The sequence below is a fragment of the Anaerococcus sp. Marseille-P3625 genome (assembly GCF_900232825.1).
Taxonomy (GTDB): domain Bacteria; phylum Bacillota; class Clostridia; order Tissierellales; family Peptoniphilaceae; genus Anaerococcus.
Window position 1 is genome coordinate 411,578 of sequence record NZ_OCTP01000010.1, and the last position, 24,053, is coordinate 435,630.

The window sequence follows — 24,053 nt, forward strand, 5'->3', positions numbered from 1 at the left end:
TATGAGAGAAATTGATGCAAATAAACTTCAGCAAATGATTGTTGGGGCTTATGAATTGTTAAATGAAAATAAAGAATTAGTAAATGAATTAAATGTTTTTCCAGTACCAGACGGTGATACTGGGACAAATATGACTATGACAATGAGATCTGGAGTTGATAGAGCTAACGAGATCAATACTAATAATGTAGCTGATATAACTAAAGCCTTATCTCAAGGAACTTTAATGGGAGCTCGTGGTAATTCCGGTGTAATTTTATCACAACTTGTAAGAGGCTTATCCAAAGCAACTAAAGACAAAACGTTAATCAAAGTTTCCGATATTAAAGAAATATTTAATCTTGCTAATAAAACTGCATATAAAGCAGTTATGAAGCCAACAGAAGGAACTATTCTTACTGTTAGCCAAAAGATGACTGATAAAGCAAGTGAAATTTATACTGATGAAATTGAAATAGATAAGTATTTATATGAAATAATTTCAGCAGGACAAATAGCTTTGGATAATACGCCAAATCAATTACCAGTTCTAAAAGAAGCTGGTGTAGTAGATTCAGGTGGACAAGGCTTGATGATTCTTCTTAAAGGGGCTTTTGCTGCCTTAAATAGTGATTATCAGATAGAAAATATAAAAAGTGAAAGCAATAAAAAAACTGATGATTTGCCGTACACTTTAAAAGCAGAATTAGCACTTAGTGAAGATTCGTATCAAAAATCAATAGATTCAATTAAATCAATGGCAGAAATTATTGACCAATCTTATGAAGAAAATATCTTAAAGATCAAAGTAAGAACTGACTCAGCTGTTGGTCTTATTCAAATGCTTTCTGTAGATGGAATAATATTAAAATTAGATTTAGAAAATACAAAAGCAGATCTTAGTTTGATAGAAAAAGCAAGCGAAAAACCTCTAAAAAAATACGGTTTTATTGCTGTTAGCCGAGGGGAAGGATATGATGCAATTTTAAAAAGCATGGAAATAGATGAAATTATTTCAGGCGGTCAAACTATGAATCCTTCTACTGAAGATATATATAATTCTCTAGATAGAATTAAAGCTGAGAATATAATAATCTTCCCTAATAATAAAAACATTATTATGAGTGCAAAACAAGCTTGTCAAATCACTGATAAAAATGCAGTTGTAGTAGAAACTAGATCAATACCAGAAACTTTTTCTGCAATGCTAGAATTTGATGAAGATAGCGACATTAATGAAAATGTCAAAAATATGAATCAAGCAATAAAAGACTTGCATATAGCTGAATTTTCAATTTCTATAAGAGATACCTCAGTAGGTGGAATTGAAATTAAAAAAGACGACTATCTAGGAATTCTTGATGGAAAAATTGTAAAGTCCGAGAGAAAACTAGAAGTATCTGTAATTGAGACTTTAAACAAAGCTATCGAAGAATACGATGATATCTCCTTAATGACCATATATTATGGTAAGGATATAGATAAAAAAGATGCTAACAACTTAGCAAAAAAACTTGAGAAAAAATTCAAAGACATAGATACAGAATTAATTTATGGCGGTCAGCCAGTATATTATTACACAATAACTTTAGAATAATGGATTTATTAGATCTTAAAGGGGTTGGTCCTAAGAAAAAAGAACTTTTAAATAAATTGGATATAAATTCAATTTCTGATCTTTACAATTATTATCCAAATTCTTTTGAAGATAGGAGAAATAAAGCCATATGTTCTAAGGCCAATATTGGTGTTAAGTATTATTTCCAATGGATAATTACTAGTAAAGCCAAGCTCATTAGGACAAAAAATGGATTAATTACTTATCTTTATGCTAAAGAAGAAAATTCTCTTGATAAAATTAAAATAATTTGGTTTAACGATAGATTTTCAGCTAGCAAACTTATTGTGGGTAAAACTTATAAATTCTATACAAAAATTGATTATGAAAATGGCATTTATCTTGCCTATAATCCAATGTTTGCAGAACTTGATGATGAATCTATTGGCTCAATAATTCCCGTTTATGGACTCACAGCAGGTTTAAATCAAAAAAATATCTCGAATTTCATAAACGAAGCACTTGATTATTATGATAAGAGCGAAGAAATATTTGACAAACTCTTGCTTGATAGATTTAACTTAGAAAGTAAATATGATAATTTACTAGAAGTTCACAAACCTACAAGCAAGGAAAAGCTCCTAAAAGCTAAATCTCAGCTTAAAATTCTTGATTTTACCAAAGAATTAATTTTTCTTGATTGTTTAAATAAAGAATATAATTATAAGGATGATATAAATTTGATCTACAATTTGGATGAAATTTTAGAAAAAATCCCCTTTGAATTGACCAGATCACAATTAATTGCCCTAAAAGAAATTTTAGAAGATGCAAATGATAGTAAACTTATGAATAGGCTATTAATAGGAGATGTAGGTTCTGGCAAAACAATTATTGCTATTATAGTAATGATTGTTTTTGCTATTAATTCTTATCAATCTGCTATGATGGTACCAACAGAAGTTTTAGCAATCCAACAATTTGAAAAAAATAGAGAATTTGTTGAATCTTTTGGATTAAAATTAGAGTTACTAACAGGATCAAGTAAAAATAAAGATAAGGTAAAAAATGATTTGCTCAATGGAAAAATTGATATAGTCATTGGAACTCATGCCTTAATTCAAGATGATGTTAAATATAAAAATTTAAAGCTTGTTATTAATGATGAGCAACAGAGATTTGGAGTTTTTCAAAGACAAGATTTAGCTTTAAAAGCAAAAAAAGTAAATTATTTGTCTATGACAGCAACTCCAATCCCTAGAACTTTAAGTTTAAAAATTGCAAAAATTTTGGATCTTTCAATGATAACAGAACTTCCAAAAGGAAGAAAGCCAATAAATACAAAAGTTATTAGCATTTCTTTAGAAAAATTACTTGTTGAAAAACTTAAAGAAAATATAAAAGTAGGAAGACAAATTTATATTGTAACCAATAATATAAATTCTTGCGATAATAATAGCTTGGAAAATTTATTTAAGAGATATAAAGAGTACTTTAAAAATTTTACAGTAAAAAAACTTCATGGTGAGATGAAAGCCGCAGATAAAGAAAAAACTCTAAAAGATTTTTCTGATGGAAAAATTGATATTTTGATTTCTACAACTGTAATTGAAGTAGGGATTGATATTAAAAACGCAAATACCATGGTAATTTATAATGCCATTAATTTTGGACTTTCAACTCTTCATCAACTTCGAGGTAGAGTTGGCAGGGGAAATTATGAATCTTTTTGCTATCTTGTAAGCAACGATACTAATAAAAATTCTAAGTTAAATATTTTAGTTAATAGTCAAGATGGATTTGAGATTGCAAGAAAAGATTACGACCTAAGAGGTGGGGGCAAAATATTATCATCAATTCAACATGGAAGAAATTTAGATCAAATAGAATATTTAACTATGACAAAAAAAGAAATCGATAAAAGTTTTGAGATACTAGATTTCACTAAGAAAACTAATTATGAAAATGTTAATTTATCAGAAATTGAAAAGTTTTTTGATGAAGATAAAAGGATTATATTAAATTAATGAGAGTTGTATCGGGAAATTTTAAGGGTCTAAAACTAAAAGCACCAAAAAATAATTTAACTAGACCTACAGAAAATAAAGTAAAGGAAGCAATCTTTGACATGCTTTATCCAATAAACCCTCAATCAACAGCCCTAGATTTGTTTGCTGGTTCTGGTCAAATTGGTATAGAATTTTTGTCAAGAGGATTAAAAAAAGTTTATCTTAATGATTTTGATAGAGCAAGTTTTAGAATTCTAAAAGAAAATACATATAAATTCGACAAAAACACTTATATGCTAACTAATAAGGATTTCAAAAAAGCTCTTAAATTTTATAAAGAAAATGATATAACATTTGATTATGTATACCTAGATCCACCTTTTGATTCAGATTATTATAAAATTTCAATTCAATTAATAAATGATTATGAATTATTAAATGAGGATGGTATAGTAATAACAGAATCTGATAAAAAATTAAACTTAGATGAAAAATACAAGCTTTTTTTGATAAAAGAAAAAGTCTATGGAAGGAAAATTGTTAATATTTACCAAAAATGAAAGTAATATATCCGGGAAGTTTTGATCCACTGACTTATGGGCATATTGATATAATAAAAAGATTAAATGATATGTTTGATGAAGTGGTTGTAGCTATTCTAATAAATGAAGAAAAAAAATCTCTTTTTACTTTAGATGAAAGAGAAGAGATGATTAGAGAAGTAATAAAAGAAAATAATTTAAGTCATGTTAAAATCAAATCTTTCGATGGTCTTTTAGTAAATTTTGCGAAAGAAGAAAATTGCAAGATAATAGCAAGAGGTCTAAGGCTTGTTGCAGATTATGAATATGAAAAAAATATAGCAAGGATTAATGCGTCTTTATTTGAAGGCTTAGAAACAATTTTTTTATTAGCAAATTCTAATTATTCCTTTATAAGCTCAAGTGGTGTAAAAGAAGTAGCTAGTTTTAAAGGTGACATATCACCATTTGTAAGTAAGAATGTTGAATTAAAATTAAAAGAAAAATATAAATACTAGGGGGAAAAAATGGCAAGTACAATAACACAATTGATCAATGAAATGGAAGATGTAATGGATGAGGCAAGCGCAGTACCTTTTTCAAGAAAAGTATCAGTAGATCCAGATGAAATTTACGAAATTTTAACAGAGATGAAAGACTCACTTCCTCAAGAAATCAAACAAGCAGAATGGACAATAGCAGAAAAAGATAGAATAATCGGAGAAGCAGAAGCTGCTGCAAATCAAAGACTTGAAAATGCAGACAAAGAAATTCAAAAGTTTAAAGAACAAGCAAAAGATCAATATCAAAGAATGATTTCTGAACATGAAATAACGCTACAAGCTAGAACAGAAGCTGATAGAATTTTGCAAGAAGCTGCAACAGAAGCAAATAAACTTCGCCAACAATCTTATGAGTATATAGATAAATTATTCTCATCTTCATCAGAAAATTTCTCACAACTAGCAAGTCAGTTAGAAAAAAACAGAAGATCTATATTAGAATCTAGATAAAAATATTTAAAGTAGGTAAGTAATTTACCTACTTTTTTTGCAAAAAAATATGTTATAGAAAACTATAACATATAAGAAAATACTATTAAATAATAAAAAATATTGGTGCACCATCAGAGACTCGAACTCTGGACACCCTGATTAAGAGTCAGGTGCTCTACCGACTGAGCTAATGGTGCAAAACAATACTTTGTTATTATATATTATAAGCATGTGTTTGTCAAGTTAATAAATAGACCAAATATGTATAATCTGATCCTTTATTTCATCAAAAGACCATTCTCTTTTTGAATTTTTTATGCTATTTGGATCATTAATTAAGAATTTACCATCTTTATAAGAATCTATAACAAATAAATGTCCATACAAGGTAAAATAACCCTTTTTTACAGATACAAGTAAGGGACCTTTTTCTAGAGCCTTCTTCATCAAATTTTCATCAAGGTTTACATTTTCTATGTTGTAATTATACTTATTTTTGTAGTCATTAAAGAAATTCCAAGAAATTCCTTCAGCTACCATATAGGTTTTAGCATCTTCTGCTACCTTATCTGGCGTAATAGAAGGATCATCTTTTAGTCTTGAAAGGATCATGGCCATAGAAGTAGGACCACAACCGTTAACTCCAATATTCCTATCACCTAATTTATTATAAGCCCAGCGATTATCCCATTGAAGATACATAGGAGTTTTCCTATTTAGCTTAAGTGATTCGCCTTCTGAATAAGGAAATTTAGTAATGTTGTTATTCATGTTATAGACAAATTCTATTGTATCTAAATCGTTTCCAGATAAGTAAGCATCAACATCATTTATTTTATAAAAGTTATCATAAACCCATTTTGCTTTTGGATTATTATTTATTTCTTTTTTAATATTAAGAATTAGTTCTGATTTATTATCTGATTTGTAATTAGTAGACAAATCTGTCTTTAAATTATCATTACTTACAGGATTATCTTTTGCCTTTGCAATGAAAGTATCTATAGCTAAGTCATTGATGTTTGTTAAAATATTCAAATTTTCTTCATTGTCCAAACCTTTTTTTAACTTTTCTTTTTTGCCAGTGCAAGAAGTAAGAATTAGGATAATAAGTATTAGACATAAAAAATTCTTTTTCATAAGGATATTCTACGCTTAAAAAAATTTGCTTCAATATGGGGACACTTATTAATTTTGTGGTATAATAACTTGGTAATGTTTCTTGGCACCCATTATAAAAAAATCAAGGAGAGTAAAATGAATAATAACTATTTTAAGGACACTAATTTTTTAGTAAAATCCGCAGCTATAGCAGCTTTGTATGCTGTATTAACTTTAGTTGTGCCAATGCCACAATATGGACCAATTCAATTTAGGTTTTCAGAAATTTTGGTACTATTGGTTTTCTACAACAAAAAGTATATACCAGGTCTTTTGCTAGGCTGTGCAATTGCTAATATTTTTAGTCCTATGGCATGGTTTGATGTTATTTTTGGAACTTTGTCTTCATATATTGCTTTTAGGCTAATGAGAAAGACAGATAATATTTTTATAGCATCTTTATTTCCAGTAATAATGACTTCTGTTCCAGCTTTAGGAACCTATTTTATTTTAGATAATTCCACAAGCTTTATAATGATGTTAGCATCATTTATGGCTAGTGAATTTGTTATGGTTAGCATAATTGGAATTATAATTTTTAAAATAATCGAAAAAAATTCTTTCTTAATTAATTTCATTAAAGAATTTTAAAAGCTCCCTAGTAAACGGATTCATAATCTTGGTAATACAATTTTATGAAATCCGTTTAAAATAGGAAGCTTTTTTTATATTTTATTTAATTTATCCATAATTTGTTCAATTTCTTTTATTTTTTCTATTTTTTCATCTTTTTTGCCATTTTCAAGGGCATCATAGACACAATGCTCAAGATGAGCTCCTAAGATATCCTTGTTAATATTTTTTAAAATTGAAATTGAAGCCATAAGTTGATTACTTATATCGATACAATATCTATCATCTTCAATCATTTTTATCAAACCGTCAATTTGCCCGCTTACAGTTTTTAATTTTCTAATTGTCTTTGCCTTATCAGCCCTCATTATTTATAGTCAATTCCTTTAAATTCGTAGCCTGCATCTTTTATTGCATTCTCAATTGCTTCTTCATTAGCTAAATCAGAATAAGTTACTTCTGCTATTTTATTTTTCAAATCAACTTCTGCTTTTTCAACAAAGTCTAGAGAATTTAGTGCCTTTTCTACATTAGCTTTGCAATGTTCGCATGACATACCATAAACATTTACGATTAATTTTTTGTTTTCTTTCATTGATTTTTCTCCTTTTATATTTTCTTCTAATTTTTCTTCAATTGAATCTTTAATAATTTCTTGGTTCTCAAATTTTGCTTTAAATGATCTAAGTCTTAATGAGTTAAGGCAGACAAATATTGAAGACATACTCATAGCAAAAGCGGCAAACATTGGATTTAATTTTATTCCGAAAGCTGGGTATAAAATTCCACTGGCAACAGGGATTAAAATTACATTGTAAAAAAATGCCCAGAATAGATTTTCTTTTATAATTTTTATAGTTTCTTTGGAAAGATTTATTGAATTAACTATGTCCAATAAAGAATTTCTCATCAGTACAATATCTGCAGAATCAATTGCAACATCAGTTCCATTTCCTATAGCAATTCCAATATCACTTCTAGCTAGGGCAGGGGCATCGTTTATTCCATCTCCAACCATCGCTACTTTTTTACCCAAATCTTGTAGATTCTTTACAACCTTATTCTTATCTTTAGGTAAGACTTCGGCAAATTTTTTGTCTATGGATAATTTTTTTCTAATTGCTTCAGCAGTTTTTTCATTATCACCAGTTAGCATAATGACTTCATAAGAAAGTTTTTTTAACTCTTCTATGGCTAATTTTGAGGTGGATTTTGGAGTATCCATAACTGCAATAATACCTAAAACTTTTTTGTCGTCAGAAAAATACATAGCAGTTTTTCCATCAGAAGAATATTTTTCAGCTAAATTTTTGTAAGAATTTAGATCGATATCATTATCTACCATCAATTTTTCATTTCCTCCATAATAAGTTGTGGAGTTTAGTTTTCCAATAATTCCCTTGCCGGAAATTGCAGAAAAGTCATCAATTTTTTCAAGATCTATATTTTTCTCTTTGGCATATAAAACTATTGCATTACTTAATGGATGTTCTGAAGAATTTTCTATGCTGGCTGCAATTTTAATAAATTCATCTTCATCTAAAATCGTATCAATATCTGTGACAATAGGTTTACCATTGGTAATGGTTCCTGTTTTATCTAGTAAAATGCTATCAACTTTGTGTAAATTTTCTAATGCTTCCGCATTTTTAAATAAAAGACCAAGTTCTGCGGATTTTCCAGTTGCGACCATTATTGCCATTGGCGTTGCAAGTCCTAAAGCACAAGGACAAGAAATTACAAGTACTGAAATCATCATATTTAGAGCAAATTCAAAGTTATAACCCAATATTTTCCAAATTATAAATGTAATAATCGAAATTATTATAACAGTAGGTACAAATATTGCGGCAATTTTATCGGCTATCCTTGCAATAGGTGCTTTGGTTTCATTAGCTTCATTAACAAGGTTAATTATTTGAGAAAGAGTTGTATAATCTCCAACTTCAGTTGCGATAAATTTAAAACTACCTTGTTTATTTATAGTAGCAGAAATAACTCTGTCATTTATATTTTTTGCTATAGGAATTGATTCTCCAGTTATAGCAGACTCATCAACTAAAGAAGATCCTTCTATGACTTTTCCATCTACTGGTATAGAGTCACCTGGTTTAATTAAAACAATGTCTCCTTTTTCAATTTGATCTACACTAACAATAATTTCTTCATTGTCTTTAATAATTGTTGCTTGTTTTGGTGCTAAATTTATTAAATGTTCTAAAGATGCTTTAGTTTGTCCTTTAGATCTTGCTTCAAAATATTTTCCCAAGGTAATTAGGGTTAATATCATAGCTGAGGATTCAAAATATAAATTGTGCATGTATTGATTAATTATTTCTTCATTGCCAAAAGAAAAACCATAGGCGATTCTTAAAATTGCAAAAACTCCATAAATAAATGCCGAACTGGAACCTAAAGCTATAAGCGTATCCATATTAAAAGCTCTATTAATCAATCCTTTAAATCCATTTATAAAAAACTTTCTATTAACTATAAGAACTGGCAAAGTCAATAAAAATTGAACAATTGCATTAAGTAAAGATCCCTTATAACCAATTAAATAATAGGGAAGTGGTAGTCCAAACATGGGACCCATAGATACATACATCAAAGGAATTAAAAATAAAAATGATATTTTTAATCTAAATTTTGTATTATCTTCATCTTTTGCTAATTCCTTATCTTCAGGACTTTTTGTAATTATTTTATTCTCATCAGATTTTAGTCTTGCGCCATAGCCAATTTTTTCAACGGCAGTAATAATATCTTCATCAGAAATCATATCTGGATTATAATCAACACTCATGCTTTGACTTATGAGATTTACATTTACTTCGTTTACTCCAAGTTTTTCAACGGCTCTTGTAACATTGGCCTGACAAGCTGAACAAGACATTCCACTCACGTCGAAACGCTTTTTCATATTACCTCCTTAACACCCATAGGGGGTGTCAATAATATTGAACTTGAAAGCTTTAAATTGTCAAGTAAAACTAAAATAAGAGGATACTTTTATGAAGCGATATAAATTGATATTTAAAGGCAGAGTCCAAGGAGTCGGATTTAGGTACACAGCAAGAATTTTGGCCAATCAACTTAATTTAACTGGAAGTGTAAGAAATCTTTATAATTATGATGTAGAATGCATTGTTCAAGGAAAAGTCAATGCTATAGATGGATTTATAGAAAAATTAGAAAATCAAAGATTTATTAGAGTTGATCATGTAGAAAAATATGAGCTTAAAATTGTAGACGATGAAGATGATTTTATAATTACATATTAATCATTGGATATAATAAAAATTTATGATATATTAAAAATATGAGTTTAAAAAGTAAAATTACAAAAATTATAGCTAAAGCCATAAGAGGAGGTCTAAAAATTACCAACCATAATGCGACCTCGCTTCCTGGTTATGTAGCTTACAAGTTAGATAAAAATATACTAGATGAGTTATCAAAGAATACAAAATTTATTTTCGTTACAGGTACTAATGGAAAGACAATGACAACTCATTTTCTAGTAAGCATACTAAAAGAAAAATATGATAAGGTATATACCAATGAATCTGGTTCTAATATGGTTCAAGGAATTATTACTACTTTGTTAGACAATCCAAGTAATGAAGAAACTATAGCAGTGCTTGAAGTCGATGAGGCCAATATTTTACGAATTGGAAAAAACATTAAAGCAGATTATATAGTTTTTACCAATATTTTTAGAGATCAAATGGATAGATTTGGAGAAATATATAACATATTTAAAAAAATAATTTCTGGTGTAAAAATTATGCCTAAGGCAAAAATTATAGCAAATGGCGATTTGCCGATTTTCTCTTACCCACAAATGGATGAATTTGATAAAGTCTATTTTGCAATTAGAGATAAAAAAGATGAGGCTTATGATTATTCTCTAGATCCTGAATTAAATTCTGATGGGATACTTTGCCCTAAATGCCAGCATATATTAAAATATAAATTAAATAATTATTCTTCTTTGGGAGATTTTGCTTGTCCTAATTGTGACTTTAAATCTCCTAAAATAACTTATAAATTAGATAAAAAAGATAGATTAGAAGCAAATTATTCTAGCTTTTACTTGGGAAATGAGTTTTATGAAATAAATGTTGGTGGACTTTATAACATCTACAATGCTCTTGCAGCAATAAGTTGTGCTAAAGAATTAGGTCTTTCTTATGATGAAATTTATAGAGGATTAAAAAATCAAAAAAACGTTTTTGGTAGACAAGAAAATATACAAATCTATAATAAAAATTTAATAATCAATCTTGTAAAAAACCCTACTGGATTAAATCAAATTATAGATCTTATGCTACTCGAAAAAGAACCAATAAGCCTTATATGTCTATTAAACGATAATTATGCTGATGGGACAGATGTTAGCTGGATTTACGATTCTTATTATGAGAAACTAAAAGATTTAGATATTAAGGATGTATATGTATCTGGGAAAAGAAAAGAAGATATGAAAAGAAGGCTAGAAATAGCTGAAATATTTAAGGGCGAGATCAGTGAATTTGATTACGAAAATGATATTAATGATATTATTTCAAATACAAAATCCAATAATATATACATTTTATCAACCTACACCGCAATGCTTAGATTAAGGGAGTTACTAAAATTATGAAAAAATTAAAAATCTGTCATCTTTATGGGAACCTCCTTAATACATATGGTGATGTAGGAAATATAATGGCCTTTGCTCATGAAGCAAAGAAAAGAGGCTATGAAGTTGAAACTGAGATTATAAGTCTTGGAGATACTTTTGATGAGAAAAAATATGATTTTGTATTTTTTGGAGGTGGTCAAGATTACGAACAAAGTATTGTTCAATTAGATTTAAAAGAAAAAAAAGATGCAATACAAAGGTATATTGAAAATTCAGGTTTATTTTTAGCCATTTGCGGAGGTTATCAATTATTAGGTAAATATTATTATGATGCCTATAATAATAAAATTGAAGGCTTAAAAATATTTGATCATTATACGAAAAATCAGGAAGAAGGTAAAAGATTTACAGGTAATATTAGGATAAAAGATTCTATTAATGGTTCAATCTATAATGGATTTGAAAATCATGGTGGCGTTACATATTTAGCAGATAATCAAAAGCCATTTGGAATTGTAGAAGAGGGTAATGGCAATAATGGAATCGATAAAACAGAGGGATTTCGTTATAAAAATACTATTGGTACTTATTTGCATGGTCCGCTTTTAGCTAGAAATAATGAATTGTGCAATGAATTTTTGAATATCTTAGAAAGGTAGAAGTAATGAAAACAGATATAGAAATAGCAAAAGAAGTTAAACTAAAAGATATTGATGAGATTTGTAAAGATCTTGGGATAGAAAAATACGAGAAATTAGGAAACTACAAGGCAAAAATTGATTTATCATACGCCAATCAAAAAAAAGAAAATTCTAAACTAATCTTAGTAACAGCAACAAACCCTACTCCAAGTGGAGAAGGAAAAACAACCTTAAATATTGGTTTATCAATGGCTCTTAATAAAATTGGCAAAAAAGCTATCACGGTTTTAAGAGAACCTTCTATGGGTCCATCCTTTGGTAAAAAAGGAGGAGCAACTGGTGGAGGATATAGCCAAGTTCTTCCTATGGAAGAAATAAATCTTCACTTTACAGGAGACTTTCACGCTATAACTAGTGCAGTAAATCTCGTAGCTGCTATTTTAGATAACCATATTTATCAAGGAAATGAAAAAAATATCGATCCTAAACGTATAGTTTGGAGAAGATGCTTAGATATTAATGATAGAGCTTTAAGAAATATAGTAATTGGTTTGGGAAATAGAACTGATGGTGTGACAAGAGAAGATAAATTTGATATAACCGTTGCAACAGAAATGATGGCAGTTTTGTGTCTAGCAACAAGTGTTGAAGATTTCACAAATAGAGTAAGTAAAATGATAGTTGCTTATGACATAGAAAATAATCCAGTAACTATAGAAGATATAAAAGCAACAGGATCTGTTGCAGTAGTTATGAAAGAAGCTTTAAAAGCAAATCTTGTACAAACTATAGAAAATACGCCAGCACTTATCCACGGTGGTCCTTTTGCAAATATTGCGCATGGTTGTAACTCCTTGCTAGCAACAAAAACAGCCTTAGGATTAGCTGATTATGTTGTTACAGAAGCAGGTTTTGGTGCAGATTTAGGGGCTGAGAAATTTAACGATATCAAATGTAGATTAGGTGGATTAAAACCAGATGCAACTGTAATTGTAACATCTATAAGATCCTTAAAATATCACGCAGGAATGCCATTATCAGACCTTCAAGAAGAAAATTTAGAATATTTAAAAACTGGATTTAAAAATTTGAGAATTCATATAGAAAATATGAAAAAGTTTGGTAAAAATATTGTTGTTGCAATAAATAAATTTGCTACCGATACTGACAATGAAGTTAAATTATTAAAAGAATTAACTGAAAAAGCTGATGCCAAAGCAATTGAAACATCTGTATTTAGCGATGGTGGCAGTGGCGCGATTGAACTTGCTAATTATGTAGTAGAATTATGTGAAAAAGATAATGAATTCAAATTCTTGTATGATACTAATTTATCTATTAAAGAAAAAATAGAAATTATTTGCAAAGAAATATATAGGGCAAAGGATGTTGTTTATACAGATAAGGCCAACAAAGAAATAAAAAGAATAGAAAGTTTATCTTATTCAAATTTACCAATCTGTATAGCAAAAACTCCATATTCTCTATCAGACGATCCTAATGTTAAAATAACTGATGATGATTATAAAATTACTATTAGAGATATGAGAATAAACGCTGGTGCTGGATTCTTAGTAGCTTACACAGCAAATATTTTGACAATGCCGGGTCTTCCAAAATCACCTATGGCTTATGAAATAAAATTAGATAACAATAATAATATTGTTGGTTTATCTTAGTATAATAATTTAATTAATTAATAGTAGAAATATATAAAGTAATGAAGTAAAATATACCATAAGAACAAATATAATAAAAAATATTCTTATGGGGGTAATATGTCAGAATCAAAATTAAAAAATGCGCAAATTGATGAATTATTTGAAGCAATATTAATGCTAGAAGATATAGATCAATGCTATAACTTTTTTACAGATATTTGTACAGCTAGAGAAATCCAATCTATAGCTCAAAGACTTCACGTTGCAAAATTACTAAAAATTAGAAAAACTTACAACGTTATTGAAGAAGAAACAGGTGCATCTACAGCTACTATATCTAGGGTAAATAGATCTTTAAATTATGGTTCAAGCGGATATGATCTTGTACTTGAAAAACTTATCGAAAAAGATCTAAAAAAACAAAAAAAATCCGAAAAGTAATTGTTATTTAATAATAAAAGGATCTGTTGTAAAATAAACTAATAGTTTATAGATTTACAACGGCTCCTTTTTTTGTATGGTATAATATTTAGGTAGGAAGGATGTATCAATGATACTTGACGGATTAAACGATAAACAAAAAGAAGCAGTTTTACATAATAAAGGCCCCCTATTAGTAGTAGCTGGAGCTGGCAGTGGCAAAACTAGAGTTCTAACAACTAGCATTGCTAATCTAATAGAAAATGAAAGCATCGATCCTAGAAATATACTAGCTATAACTTTCACCAATAAAGCAGCAAATGAAATGAAACAGAGAGTTAACAAGCTACTAAATTTCGACACAAGTAATTTATGGATTGGAACTTTTCATTCAATTTGTGCTAGAATTTTGCGATTGAATATAGAAAAAATCGGATATTCCAATAATTTTACAATTTATGATACCAATGATCAAAAAACTCTTCTTAAAGAAATAATTAATGATTTAGGTTACAAAGAAGAAATAAGTCCTAAAAATGCACAAAATATTATATCAACCTTAAAAAATAAAGCTATTGACCCAGAAGATTTTCTTAATATGGATGAATTTTATCAATACCATAGAGAATTTTATAATATTTATAAGCTTTATGAAAAAAGAAAGTTTGAATATAATGCTCTTGATTTTGATGATTTAATTGGCAAAGTATTGGAATTATTAAATAAAGATTTAGAAACATTGGATTATTATCAAAGAAAATTTGAGTATGTATTTGTTGATGAATACCAGGATACAAATGCTAGCCAGTATGAGCTTATAAAGTTATTTGCTGGTTTTCATAAAAATGTTTTTGTAGTTGGAGATGCTGACCAATCTATTTATAGCTTTAGAGGTGCTGACATTAATAATATCTTAAATTTCGAGAAAGACTTTAAAAACGCACAAATAATAAAATTAGAGCAAAATTATAGGTCAACTTCAAATATCTTAGATACTGCTAATTCTCTAATAGCTAATAATGTTCAAAGAAAATATAAAAATCTTTGGACAGAAAATGAGAAGGGCGACGAAGTAATCTATAAAAACACTTCTACAGAAAGTGAAGAGAGCAAATTTGTAGTTGATGAAATAAAATCTCTTAAAAATCAGAGATATTCTTACAAAGATATGGCAATTTTGTATAGGACTAATGCCCAATCCAGACCTTTTGAAGAAAGTTTGATGAAAAATTTGATTGATTATAAGGTTGTTGGAGGTCTTAAATTTTATGATAGAAAGGAAATTAAAGATTTAGTTTCTTATCTAAAAATTATTGTAAATCCAAAAGACGACCTTGCCTTAAAAAGAATCATTAACGAGCCTAAAAGAGGGATAGGATTAAAATCTGTAGAAAAACTAAGCGATATAGCTTCTGAAAATGATATTTCTATCCTAGAATTAATCACAGATAATAATTATAACAAACTTTTAACTGATAGAATGAAAACTTTGGTTAATAAATTTTATGACCCTCTAAAGGAATTATTTGAAAATCCTTACGCTTATACCATAACAGACTTGATCAAAGTAGTTTTGGAAAAATCTACCTACATAAAAGCCCTAGAAGCTAGTTTTTCAATTGAAGATAGATCGAGAATTGACAATATCAATGAATTTATTTCTGCAGCTAGTGAATACGAAGAAAATAACCCAGCTGATAATATTTTTGATTATTTGGAAAATTTAAGTTTGATGTCAGAGATGGAAAAAACTGAACAAATTGATGATAGTATATCTCTTATGACTATTCATGCTGCAAAGGGTCTTGAGTTTAAGGTTGTCTTTATTGTAGGCCTTGATGAAGGACTCTTTCCAGGAAAAAGATCAATCGATGAAGGAAATATAGAAGAAGAACGAAGATTATTTTATGTTGGAATTACTAGAGCCTGCCAAAAACTTTACCTAACAAGCAGTAAATTAAGAAGAGCATATGGCATTCCGATTTATTATAAGCCTTCGAGATTTATTGAAGAAATAAAATCAAATATAAAGGAATTAGAAAATTACTCATATTCTTACTTTTCATCAACTATAGATGAAAAAATCTCAAATGAAGATTATATGAGAGAAAAAACCAGAAGATCTGTTTTAGATACAAAGCTAAAAGTAAGAGAAGATGGTAGTGAAGATTATAATATTGGAGATAAAATCATGCATTCCAAATGGGGAGAGGGAATGATTGTTCAAATAAAAGAAAGTGAAGACGGAAATGAATTAGTCGTTGCTTTTGATAAAAAAGGTTTAAAAAAATTAAATCAAAAATATGCCCCAATTTATAAGGTGTGAAATGGATATAATAAAAGAAATAGATGAGCTTGCAAAAAAAATCGAAGAACTAAACTATAATTATTACACCTTGGATGCACCTTTAGTTTCTGACGGTGAATATGATAAGCTCTATGATAGATTAAGAAAGCTTGAAAAAGAAAGTGGCTATAGACCTGAAAACTCGCCAACGCAAAAAGTTGGAGGAGAAATTTTAGAAAAATTTGAAAAGCATAACCATATATCAAGATTATATTCGCAAGATAAGGCTCAATCTTATGAAGATTTAGCAAATTGGATAGATAGGTCAAAAAGACTTGTAAATTCCTATAATGATCTTAATTCTCAAAAATTGCCTCCATTAGAATTTATCATGGAATATAAGTTTGATGGTCTAACAATAAATCTAACTTATAATGATGGGAAACTTATCAATGCTGCAACTAGAGGAAATGGAATCCAAGGCGAGGAGATTTCTGCTCAAGTTAGGACAATAAGATCTATCCCGCTTCAGATAAAAGAAAAGTCTCTTTTAGAAATACAAGGTGAGGCATTAATGCCATTATCCGAATTAAAAAAGTATAATAAAAATAATGAGCTTCAACTTAAAAATGCAAGAAATGCTGCAGCTGGAGCTATAAGAAATTTAGATACCAGTGAAACTAAAAAAAGAAATCTAACAGCGTTTTTCTATAATATTTCAACTACTTCGTTAGATTTTAATAATGAGGAAGAAAAGCTTGAATTTCTAAAAAAACAAGGATTTAATGTAGATACTTATCATAAAAAAGTTAAAACTTATGAAGAAATTATTGACGAGCTAAAAATAATAGAAAAACAAAGAGAAACTTTGGATATATTAACCGATGGAGTTGTAATAAAAATAAATGATAAAAAAACTCAAGATGTTTTAGGATATACCAATAAATTTCCTAGATGGTCAATAGCCTTTAAATTTGAAGCTGAAGAATATACGACAACTTTATTAGATGTAGTATGGAATGTAGGTAGAACTGGCAAAGTTACACCATCTGCAATTCTAGAACCAGTTGATTTTTCTGGCGTTACCGTATCAAGAGCAACACTTAATAATTATGACGATATTAAAAGAAAAAAAGTAAAAATCGGGTCCAAAGTTTTTATTAGACGTTCAAACGATGTAATTCCTGAAATTTTAGGAGTAGTTGATGAAAATCAAGAAGGAACAATAGAAATTGAAAAACCAAAATATTGTCCATATTGCCACACAGAACTAATCGAAGGAAATGTTCACATTGTTTGTCCTAATTCTATTTCTTGTACCCCACAATTATTGGCAAGAATGCAGCATTTTGCATCAAGAAATGCCATGGATATTGAAGGTTTATCAGAAAAAACTATCGGTCAATTGATGGATGAATTGGGGATAAAAGAAATTTATGATCTTTATGACCTAACCTACGACGATCTAATAAATTTGGATAGATTTGCCGATAAAAAAACTAGAAATTTACTTGACGCAATAGAAAAAAGCAAAAATACAAATCTTAGCAATTTTATTTATGCAATTGGAATACCTAATGTTGGCGAAAGAAGTGCAAAAGATTTAGCAGAGAAATTTAAAACATTAGATAATTTAAGAGCTGCAAATATTGAACAATTACAAGAAGTTAATGATATTGGAGAAATTACTGCAAAAGAAATCGTTAAATTTTTCAAAGATGATGAGATTAAAGAATCCTTAGACTTATTGCTATCAAAGGGAATAATAATAAATAGAGAAAATAATAAAAACACTAATAAATCTCTTGAAGGTTTAACTTTTGTTATTACAGGTACTGTTGAAAATTATAATAGAGATCAGATTAAAGAATTGATAGAAGATAATGGTGGAAAGGTAACAGGATCTGTATCAAAGAACACAGATGTCCTTATCTGTGGCCTAAAGCCAGGATCTAAGCTTGATAAAGCAAAAAAATTTTCTGCTGAAATTTATGAAGATAAAAAATTATATGACTTTTTAGAAAAGTTAGAAGGGAAGTAAGATGAATCAAAAAGAAGTAGAAAAAATATACAATCTTTCAAATCTTAGCCTCGAAGGTAAAGATATTGATGTTTTGACCTACAAATTTAATAAAGTATTGGATTTTGTTGAAGATATTTTTGATATTGATACTGATGGTGTTGAAATAACTGAAGAAATTTTTAACCATAAGGCAATTTTTAGAGATGATGAAGTAGAAGGATCAATAAAAAGAGAAGAGGCCCTAAAAAATGCTAAAGATACTGAATTTGGTTATTTCAGATTGGATTGGAAATTATAGGAGTTTTTATGAATATAGAAGAATTAGTAAATAAATTTAAGTCAGGTGAAATTTCCGTAATCGAATATACAAAAGAAACTCTAGCAAAAATCAAAGCCAATGAATATAACGCTTATATTAGTTACAACGAAGAAGATAGCATTAAAAGAGCTGAGTTTTTGGAAGAAAAGTTAAAAAATGGCGAAAAATTAGGAAAATTATTTGGATTACCAATTTCTGTAAAAGATAATATTTCTTATAAAAACATGAGAATGACTTGCGCTTCAAAAATGCTAGAAGATTTTACGCCAGTTTATAATGCAACTGTAGTAGAAAATCTACTAAATGAAGATGCAATAATTATTGCTAAAACCAACATGGACGAATTTGCCATGGGATCAAGCTCCAGAACATCTTACTTTGGCGTTGTAAAAAATAATTTGGATACAGAAAGAATAGCAGGTGGTTCATCATCTGGGTCAGCAGTTTCAGTTTCCAATGGTGATGTTTTAGTTTCTCTTGGTACAGATACAGGTGGTTCTGTAAGAGGACCAGCTTCCTATACAAATATACTAGGCTATAAACCAACTTATTCTTTAATGAGTCGATACGGTGTAGTTTCAATGGCAAATACCCTTGATCAAGTATCAATATTTGCTAAAAACATTGAAGACATGAAATTATTAGCTAGTATCACTTCATCAACAGACTCTAAAGATATGACTTCGATTTTGGAAAATTATGAATTTAAAAATGAAGATTATGATTTTGCCGGCAAAAAAATTGGTGTTATTAGTACAGATGCCGATATATATAAAGGTATAGAAGACATAGTAAAAGAAGATTATAAATTAGCCATAGAAAGATTAGAAAAATTAGGTGCTGAAATTCACACTGTTGATTTTAAATACGCCAAATTTGCCAACCCAGTTTATAATGTAGTTATGAGTAGCGAAGTTTCCTCAAATATGAGTAGATTTGATGGTATAAGATTTGGTCATCAAACTGAAAATTATGATAACTTAAATTATTTATTTATAAAATCAAGATCAGAAGGTTTTGGTGAAGAAGTTCAAAGAAGAATTGCTCTTGGAACAATGTATTTATCAGCAAGTGATAACCAAAGAGTTTATAAAAAAGGTCTGCAATTAAGAACACTAATCAAAAAAGAACTTGAAAGCTTATTAGAAGAATACGACTTAATTATTACACCAACTACTACAAATTTACCAACTAAAATCACAGAAAATAACGATAATCCACTTAGTGATTTTAAAGCTGATGGTTTTAATGTAATTGTAAATCTTGCCGGTATGTGTGGAATATCTGTACCTGTAAGAGATGGCATATCAGGATCTGTTCAATTTATAGGCAATAGATTTGACGATAATAAAATATTAAATGCAGCACAAAGATTTATCAAGGAGGCAAAATGAACACGAAAACTATAATAGGTCTTGAAATCCACGTTGAATTAGCAACAAAAACAAAAATGTTTTGTGGATGTGCTAATGAGTTTGGAGCAATACCAAATACGAATGTTTGCCCAGTTTGTTTAGGCCATCCTGGAGCATTACCAGTAATGAATAAAAGAGCAGTTGAACTAGCTTTGACAGCTGGTATGGCTTTTAATTGTCAAATAGATAGAAATCAAAAAATGGATAGGAAGAAATATTTTTATCCAGATCTTACAAAAGGCTATCAAATAACTCAATATGACAAACCATTTGCAAAAGAAGGTTACATAGAACTATCAAATGGCAAGAAAATTGGCTTAATAGAAATTCATATGGAAGAAGATACCGGTAAATCTAACCACGATGAAGATGGAAAAGTTTTGATGGATTATAACAGAGCTGGCGTCCCTTTAATAGAAATAGTAACCAAACCAGAAATGAATTCACCAGAAGAAGCGCGTGAATTTGTTGAAACCTTAGCATCAAATCTAAGATTTTTGGGAGTTTCTGATTGCATTATGGCCGAAGGATCTATGCGCTGTGATGTAAATATAAATATAGTTGATTTAGATAATAATATCAAAACCAATATAGCAGAAATTAAAAATATAAACTCCATCAAAGCTATCGAAAATGCCTTGGAATACGAACAAAAAAGGCAAATCGAATTATTAGCTAAGGGAGAAAGAGGAGTAAAAGAAACAAGACGTTGGGATGATGAATTGCTTGAAACTGTTCATATGCGTTTAAAAGAAACTGGAAATGATTATAGATTTGCAATCGAAGGAGATATTCCAGAAATTTCTATTAGTGAAGAATATTTAAAAGAAATTAAAGATAAAATCCCAGAACTTCCAAAAGATAAATTACAAAGATATATAAATGACTATAAAATGAGCGAATATGATGCAAGTCAACTAGCTAATGATAGAGAACTTGCAGGATTGTTTGAAAAAACTAACCAGATAGTAAATGATCCAAAAATTACAGCAAACTGGATATTAAGTGAATTATCAAGAAGATTAAATGAAACTGAAAAAACTCCTTCAACAATGCAATTATCAGTAGAAAATTTTGCAAAACTAATAAATCTAGCTAAAGATAATAAAATTAACAATAATGTTGCAAAAAAACTTCTTAGAGATATCTTTGAAAGTAATGAGGATCCAGAAAAATTAGCCAAAGAAAGAAATTTATTGCAAATTTCTGATTCTAATTTTTTGGCAAGTATTGTTGATGAAGTTTTAAGCGAGAATAAAGAATCTATTGATGACATTAAAAATGGAAAAGATAGGGCTTTCGGATATCTTGTTGGTCAAGCTATGAAGAAAACAAAAGGCAAGGGAAATCCACAAGAAATTAATGCTTTATTGAAAGAAAAAATAGGAGAATTGGAGTGAATTTCACTCCTTTTTTAAAAAATGAATATATTAATTAAAAACACTTCTATTTTGTCTATGGAAGATGAAAAAATAAATATTTCTAATATTTACATAGAAAATGACCTAATAAAAGCCATAGGTCATTTAGATGATTTTAAGGCAGATAGAATAATTGACGGGAGCAATTACTTAACCATGCCAGGCTTCATTAACTCTCATACTCATGTTGCAATGAGCCATTTTAGAAATTATGGCAATGATACTGATTTGATGACCTGGTTAAATGATTATATCTTCCCAGCAGAAGAAAAATTAAATGAAGACATAGTTTACAGTGCTTCGCTTTTATCTTTTGTAGAAATGATAAAATCTGGTACTACAAGTTTCGCTGATATGTATTTTTTTGAAGAAGAAACTATAAAAGCTTTAGAAAATTCAAAACTCAGAGCTCTAATTGCGAGAGGTTTAACTTTTCCTGATGAAAATTTTTCAAAATTAAAAGAAAACATTGATCTTTTTAAAAAATATAATGGTAAAGATGATAAATTATTTATAGCTTTAGGCCCTCATGCTATTTATACAAACACTATAAATTATCTAAAGGAAATTAGTAAAGTAGCTAAAGAATTTAATATGCCTATTCATATTCACCTATCAGAAACAAAAATAGAAAATGATGAATGTATAAAAAAATATGGCAAAACTCCAACAGAAGTTTTTGATGAATGTGGTATATTTGATCAAAAAACAATAGCAGCTCATGGCGTTTATCTTACCGATAATGATCTTTCTATACTAAAAGAAAAAAATGTTTCAATTGTTCATAATCCATCTAGCAATTTAAAATTATCTTCTGGAATTTTAGATGTTACAAGACTTTTAGATTATGGAATTAACGTGTGTTTAGGCACAGATTCTGCGGCTAGTAATAATAAACAGTCTATGTTAAAAGAAATTGAGATTTGCGCTCTCTTATCCAAATTAAAAGATGCTTCTAATTTAAAAGCTTTCGATGTATTAAAAATGGCTACAATTAATGGTGCAAAGGCACTTGGAATTGATAAGCTTGTTGGCACAATAAAAGCTGGCAAAAAAGCAGATTTAATTATGATAAATACTAACAATGTACATCATTTTCCAACTGATGAGCTTATTGCTTCAGTATGTTATTCGACATACGAAAGAGATATAGAATATGTTTTTGTTGATGGCGATTTATTACTTGATAAGGGAAAATTGACCTATTTAGATGAGGATGAAATACTCAAAAAAGCAAAAAGTATTCATAAAGAGTTATTATGATTGGTATAGATATTGTAGAAATAAAAAGATTTTCTTTTAAAAAAAATATTATAAAAATTTTCACTAAAGAAGAATTAGACTATGCAAGTTCAAAAGCAAACTATTGTCAAAGCTTAGCTGGTATTTTTGCTGCCAAGGAAGCATGCCTAAAAGCTTATGGACTTAAAATTTCTAGTATTATTAGAAAAAAAATAGAAATTAGACATATAAATAATATTCCAATTCTTTATATAGATTCAGTCAAAACAAATGCCTCAATTTCAATAAGCCATGATGGAGATTATGCAGTAGCAGTATGCCAAATCAGTGACTTATATTCTTTTGATATAGATAAAAATATTAGGTCTTTATTGAAAAAAAGAAAGTCTGATACTCATAAAGGAACTTACGGAAGGATTGGCATCTTAGGTGGAAGTCCTGGAATGGCTGGATCAATTTATCTATCAAGCCTTGCATCAATGCGCTCTGGTGCAGGGCTGAGCTATCTAATTGCACCTAAATCCATAAGCACTATTTTGCAAATAAAAGCAAATGAACAGATTATAAAATCTATTGACTGTGAAAATTTTTATTATAGCAAAGAAATATTTAATGAGATTTTAGAAAAAATCAAAGACTTAGATGTATTAGCGATCGGCCCTGGTATGGGCAAAGGCGATGGATTAAACAAACTAATAGATGAAATAATTCAAAATACAAAAATAAATTTAGTCATAGATGCTGATGGATTAAATGCTTTAAGCAAAGATTTAAGTATAATAAAAAAAAGAAATAATATTATCTTAACGCCACATTTTGGAGAATTTTCACGACTTACCAATATGAGTATCGATGAAATAAATAAAGATAGGGAAAATATTGCAAAAGAATTTGCAAAAGAGCATAAAATAGTTTTAGTTTTAAAGAGCAATCATACCATTGTTACTGATGGCAATAAAATTTACATAAATAAAATTGGAAATCCAGGTATGGCAACAGCAGGAAGTGGTGATGTCCTAACTGGAATAATAGCTTCATTTATGAAAAATTTAGATCCTTATAATGCTGCAATTTTAGGAGTATATATTCATTCTTTAGCTGGAGATATAGCAAAAATTAAATTGGGAGAAGAATCTTTAATGGCTAGCGATATAATAAATAATATAGCAGAAGCAATAAAACTTTTGAGGTGATA

21 protein-coding genes and 1 tRNA gene are annotated in these 24,053 nt (G+C 28.8%); 18 read left to right on the forward strand and 4 right to left on the reverse strand.

From position 1 onward, the window contains the following. Position 1 precedes the first annotated feature (1 nt). Genes CS884_RS03305 through CS884_RS03325 form a run of 5 tightly spaced genes read left to right on the forward strand, consistent with a single transcriptional unit; the run spans position 2 to position 5,080 of the window. Positions 2–1,576 carry a DAK2 domain-containing protein gene (locus CS884_RS03305; protein ID WP_099320646.1) on the forward strand — a complete coding sequence of 525 codons (1,575 nt, stop codon included), beginning with the start codon at positions 2–4 and terminating at the stop codon, positions 1,574–1,576. Next, positions 1,576–3,564 carry an ATP-dependent DNA helicase RecG gene (locus tag CS884_RS03310; RefSeq protein ID WP_099320647.1) on the forward strand — a complete coding sequence of 663 codons (1,989 nt, stop codon included), beginning with the start codon at positions 1,576–1,578 and terminating at the stop codon, positions 3,562–3,564. The genes CS884_RS03305 and CS884_RS03310 overlap by 1 nt, the downstream gene beginning before the upstream one ends. After that, positions 3,564–4,106: a 16S rRNA (guanine(966)-N(2))-methyltransferase RsmD gene (gene rsmD, locus CS884_RS03315; RefSeq protein ID WP_099320648.1), complete on the forward strand. Its 543-nt coding sequence runs from the start codon at positions 3,564–3,566 to the stop codon at positions 4,104–4,106. Before CS884_RS03310 ends, rsmD begins: the two co-directional genes overlap by 1 nt. After that, a complete protein-coding gene (gene coaD, locus CS884_RS03320; protein ID WP_099320649.1) occupies positions 4,103–4,585 on the forward strand; it encodes a pantetheine-phosphate adenylyltransferase in 483 nt (160 codons plus the stop codon). Before rsmD ends, coaD begins: the two co-directional genes overlap by 4 nt. 9 nt (positions 4,586–4,594) lie before the next feature. After that, positions 4,595–5,080, forward strand: coding sequence for an ATPase (locus CS884_RS03325; RefSeq protein ID WP_099320650.1), 486 nt, complete (start codon positions 4,595–4,597; stop codon positions 5,078–5,080). Between the two features lie 103 nt (positions 5,081–5,183). Here the strand turns inward: CS884_RS03325 and CS884_RS03330 are convergent. Together CS884_RS03330 and CS884_RS03335 are read right to left on the reverse strand one after the other, a co-directional pair. After that, positions 5,184–5,259, reverse strand: a tRNA-Lys gene (locus CS884_RS03330). Between the two features lie 46 nt (positions 5,260–5,305). After that, positions 5,306–6,202 carry a C39 family peptidase gene (locus tag CS884_RS03335; RefSeq protein WP_099320651.1) on the reverse strand — a complete coding sequence of 299 codons (897 nt, stop codon included), beginning with the start codon at positions 6,200–6,202 and terminating at the stop codon, positions 5,306–5,308. 117 nt (positions 6,203–6,319) lie between these two features. On the opposite strand from CS884_RS03335, the gene CS884_RS03340 reads away from it, so the two are divergent. Further along, complete coding sequence (locus tag CS884_RS03340; RefSeq protein ID WP_099320652.1) at positions 6,320–6,814, forward strand: QueT transporter family protein; 495 nt, start codon at positions 6,320–6,322, stop codon at positions 6,812–6,814. A 74-nt stretch (positions 6,815–6,888) separates the two neighbouring features. Here CS884_RS03340 and CS884_RS03345 read toward each other — a convergent pair whose 3' ends face one another. After that, positions 6,889–7,164, reverse strand: coding sequence for a metal-sensing transcriptional repressor (locus CS884_RS03345; protein ID WP_099320653.1), 276 nt, complete (start codon positions 7,162–7,164; stop codon positions 6,889–6,891). Beyond that, positions 7,164–9,719 (reverse strand): heavy metal translocating P-type ATPase, encoded by a 2,556-nt coding sequence (locus CS884_RS03350; RefSeq protein ID WP_099320654.1) that lies wholly within the window; start codon positions 9,717–9,719, stop codon positions 7,164–7,166. The genes CS884_RS03345 and CS884_RS03350 overlap by 1 nt, the downstream gene beginning before the upstream one ends. A gap of 91 nt (positions 9,720–9,810) precedes the next feature. On the opposite strand from CS884_RS03350, the gene CS884_RS03355 reads away from it, so the two are divergent. The 12 genes from CS884_RS03355 (at position 9,811) to CS884_RS03410 (ending at position 24,051) form a co-directional block, all read left to right on the forward strand. Continuing rightward, positions 9,811–10,080, forward strand: coding sequence for an acylphosphatase (locus tag CS884_RS03355; RefSeq protein WP_099320655.1), 270 nt, complete (start codon positions 9,811–9,813; stop codon positions 10,078–10,080). Positions 10,081–10,118: 38 nt separating this feature from the next. Beyond that, complete coding sequence (locus CS884_RS03360; RefSeq protein WP_099320656.1) at positions 10,119–11,447, forward strand: Mur ligase family protein; 1,329 nt, start codon at positions 10,119–10,121, stop codon at positions 11,445–11,447. Next, complete coding sequence (locus CS884_RS03365; protein ID WP_099320657.1) at positions 11,444–12,088, forward strand: type 1 glutamine amidotransferase; 645 nt, start codon at positions 11,444–11,446, stop codon at positions 12,086–12,088. The genes CS884_RS03360 and CS884_RS03365 overlap by 4 nt, the downstream gene beginning before the upstream one ends. A gap of 5 nt (positions 12,089–12,093) precedes the next feature. Then, positions 12,094–13,749: a formate--tetrahydrofolate ligase gene (locus tag CS884_RS03370; RefSeq protein WP_099320658.1), complete on the forward strand. Its 1,656-nt coding sequence runs from the start codon at positions 12,094–12,096 to the stop codon at positions 13,747–13,749. A gap of 99 nt (positions 13,750–13,848) precedes the next feature. Then, entirely contained in the window at positions 13,849–14,172 is a 324-nt protein-coding gene (locus CS884_RS03375; protein ID WP_099320659.1) for a YerC/YecD family TrpR-related protein, read from the forward strand. A gap of 109 nt (positions 14,173–14,281) precedes the next feature. Then, the gene (locus tag CS884_RS03380) at positions 14,282–16,477 is read left to right on the forward strand and encodes an ATP-dependent helicase (RefSeq protein WP_099320660.1); all 2,196 of its coding nucleotides are present in this window, start codon (positions 14,282–14,284) and stop codon (positions 16,475–16,477) included. Position 16,478: 1 nt separating this feature from the next. Then, the gene (ligA, locus tag CS884_RS03385; protein WP_099320661.1) at positions 16,479–18,479 is read left to right on the forward strand and encodes an NAD-dependent DNA ligase LigA; all 2,001 of its coding nucleotides are present in this window, start codon (positions 16,479–16,481) and stop codon (positions 18,477–18,479) included. A gap of 1 nt (position 18,480) precedes the next feature. Continuing rightward, positions 18,481–18,759: an Asp-tRNA(Asn)/Glu-tRNA(Gln) amidotransferase subunit GatC gene (gene gatC / locus CS884_RS03390; protein WP_099320662.1), complete on the forward strand. Its 279-nt coding sequence runs from the start codon at positions 18,481–18,483 to the stop codon at positions 18,757–18,759. An 8-nt stretch (positions 18,760–18,767) separates the two neighbouring features. After that, the gene (gatA, locus tag CS884_RS03395) at positions 18,768–20,174 is read left to right on the forward strand and encodes an Asp-tRNA(Asn)/Glu-tRNA(Gln) amidotransferase subunit GatA (protein ID WP_099320663.1); all 1,407 of its coding nucleotides are present in this window, start codon (positions 18,768–18,770) and stop codon (positions 20,172–20,174) included. Continuing rightward, on the forward strand, positions 20,171–21,595 hold the full coding sequence (gene gatB / locus CS884_RS03400; protein ID WP_099320664.1) for an Asp-tRNA(Asn)/Glu-tRNA(Gln) amidotransferase subunit GatB: 1,425 nt from the start codon (positions 20,171–20,173) through the stop codon (positions 21,593–21,595). The genes gatA and gatB overlap by 4 nt, the downstream gene beginning before the upstream one ends. 21 nt (positions 21,596–21,616) lie before the next feature. Further along, positions 21,617–22,879 (forward strand): amidohydrolase, encoded by a 1,263-nt coding sequence (locus tag CS884_RS03405; protein ID WP_099320665.1) that lies wholly within the window; start codon positions 21,617–21,619, stop codon positions 22,877–22,879. Then, positions 22,876–24,051: an NAD(P)H-hydrate dehydratase gene (locus CS884_RS03410; RefSeq protein ID WP_099320666.1), complete on the forward strand. Its 1,176-nt coding sequence runs from the start codon at positions 22,876–22,878 to the stop codon at positions 24,049–24,051. Before CS884_RS03405 ends, CS884_RS03410 begins: the two co-directional genes overlap by 4 nt. Positions 24,052–24,053 lie beyond the last annotated feature (2 nt).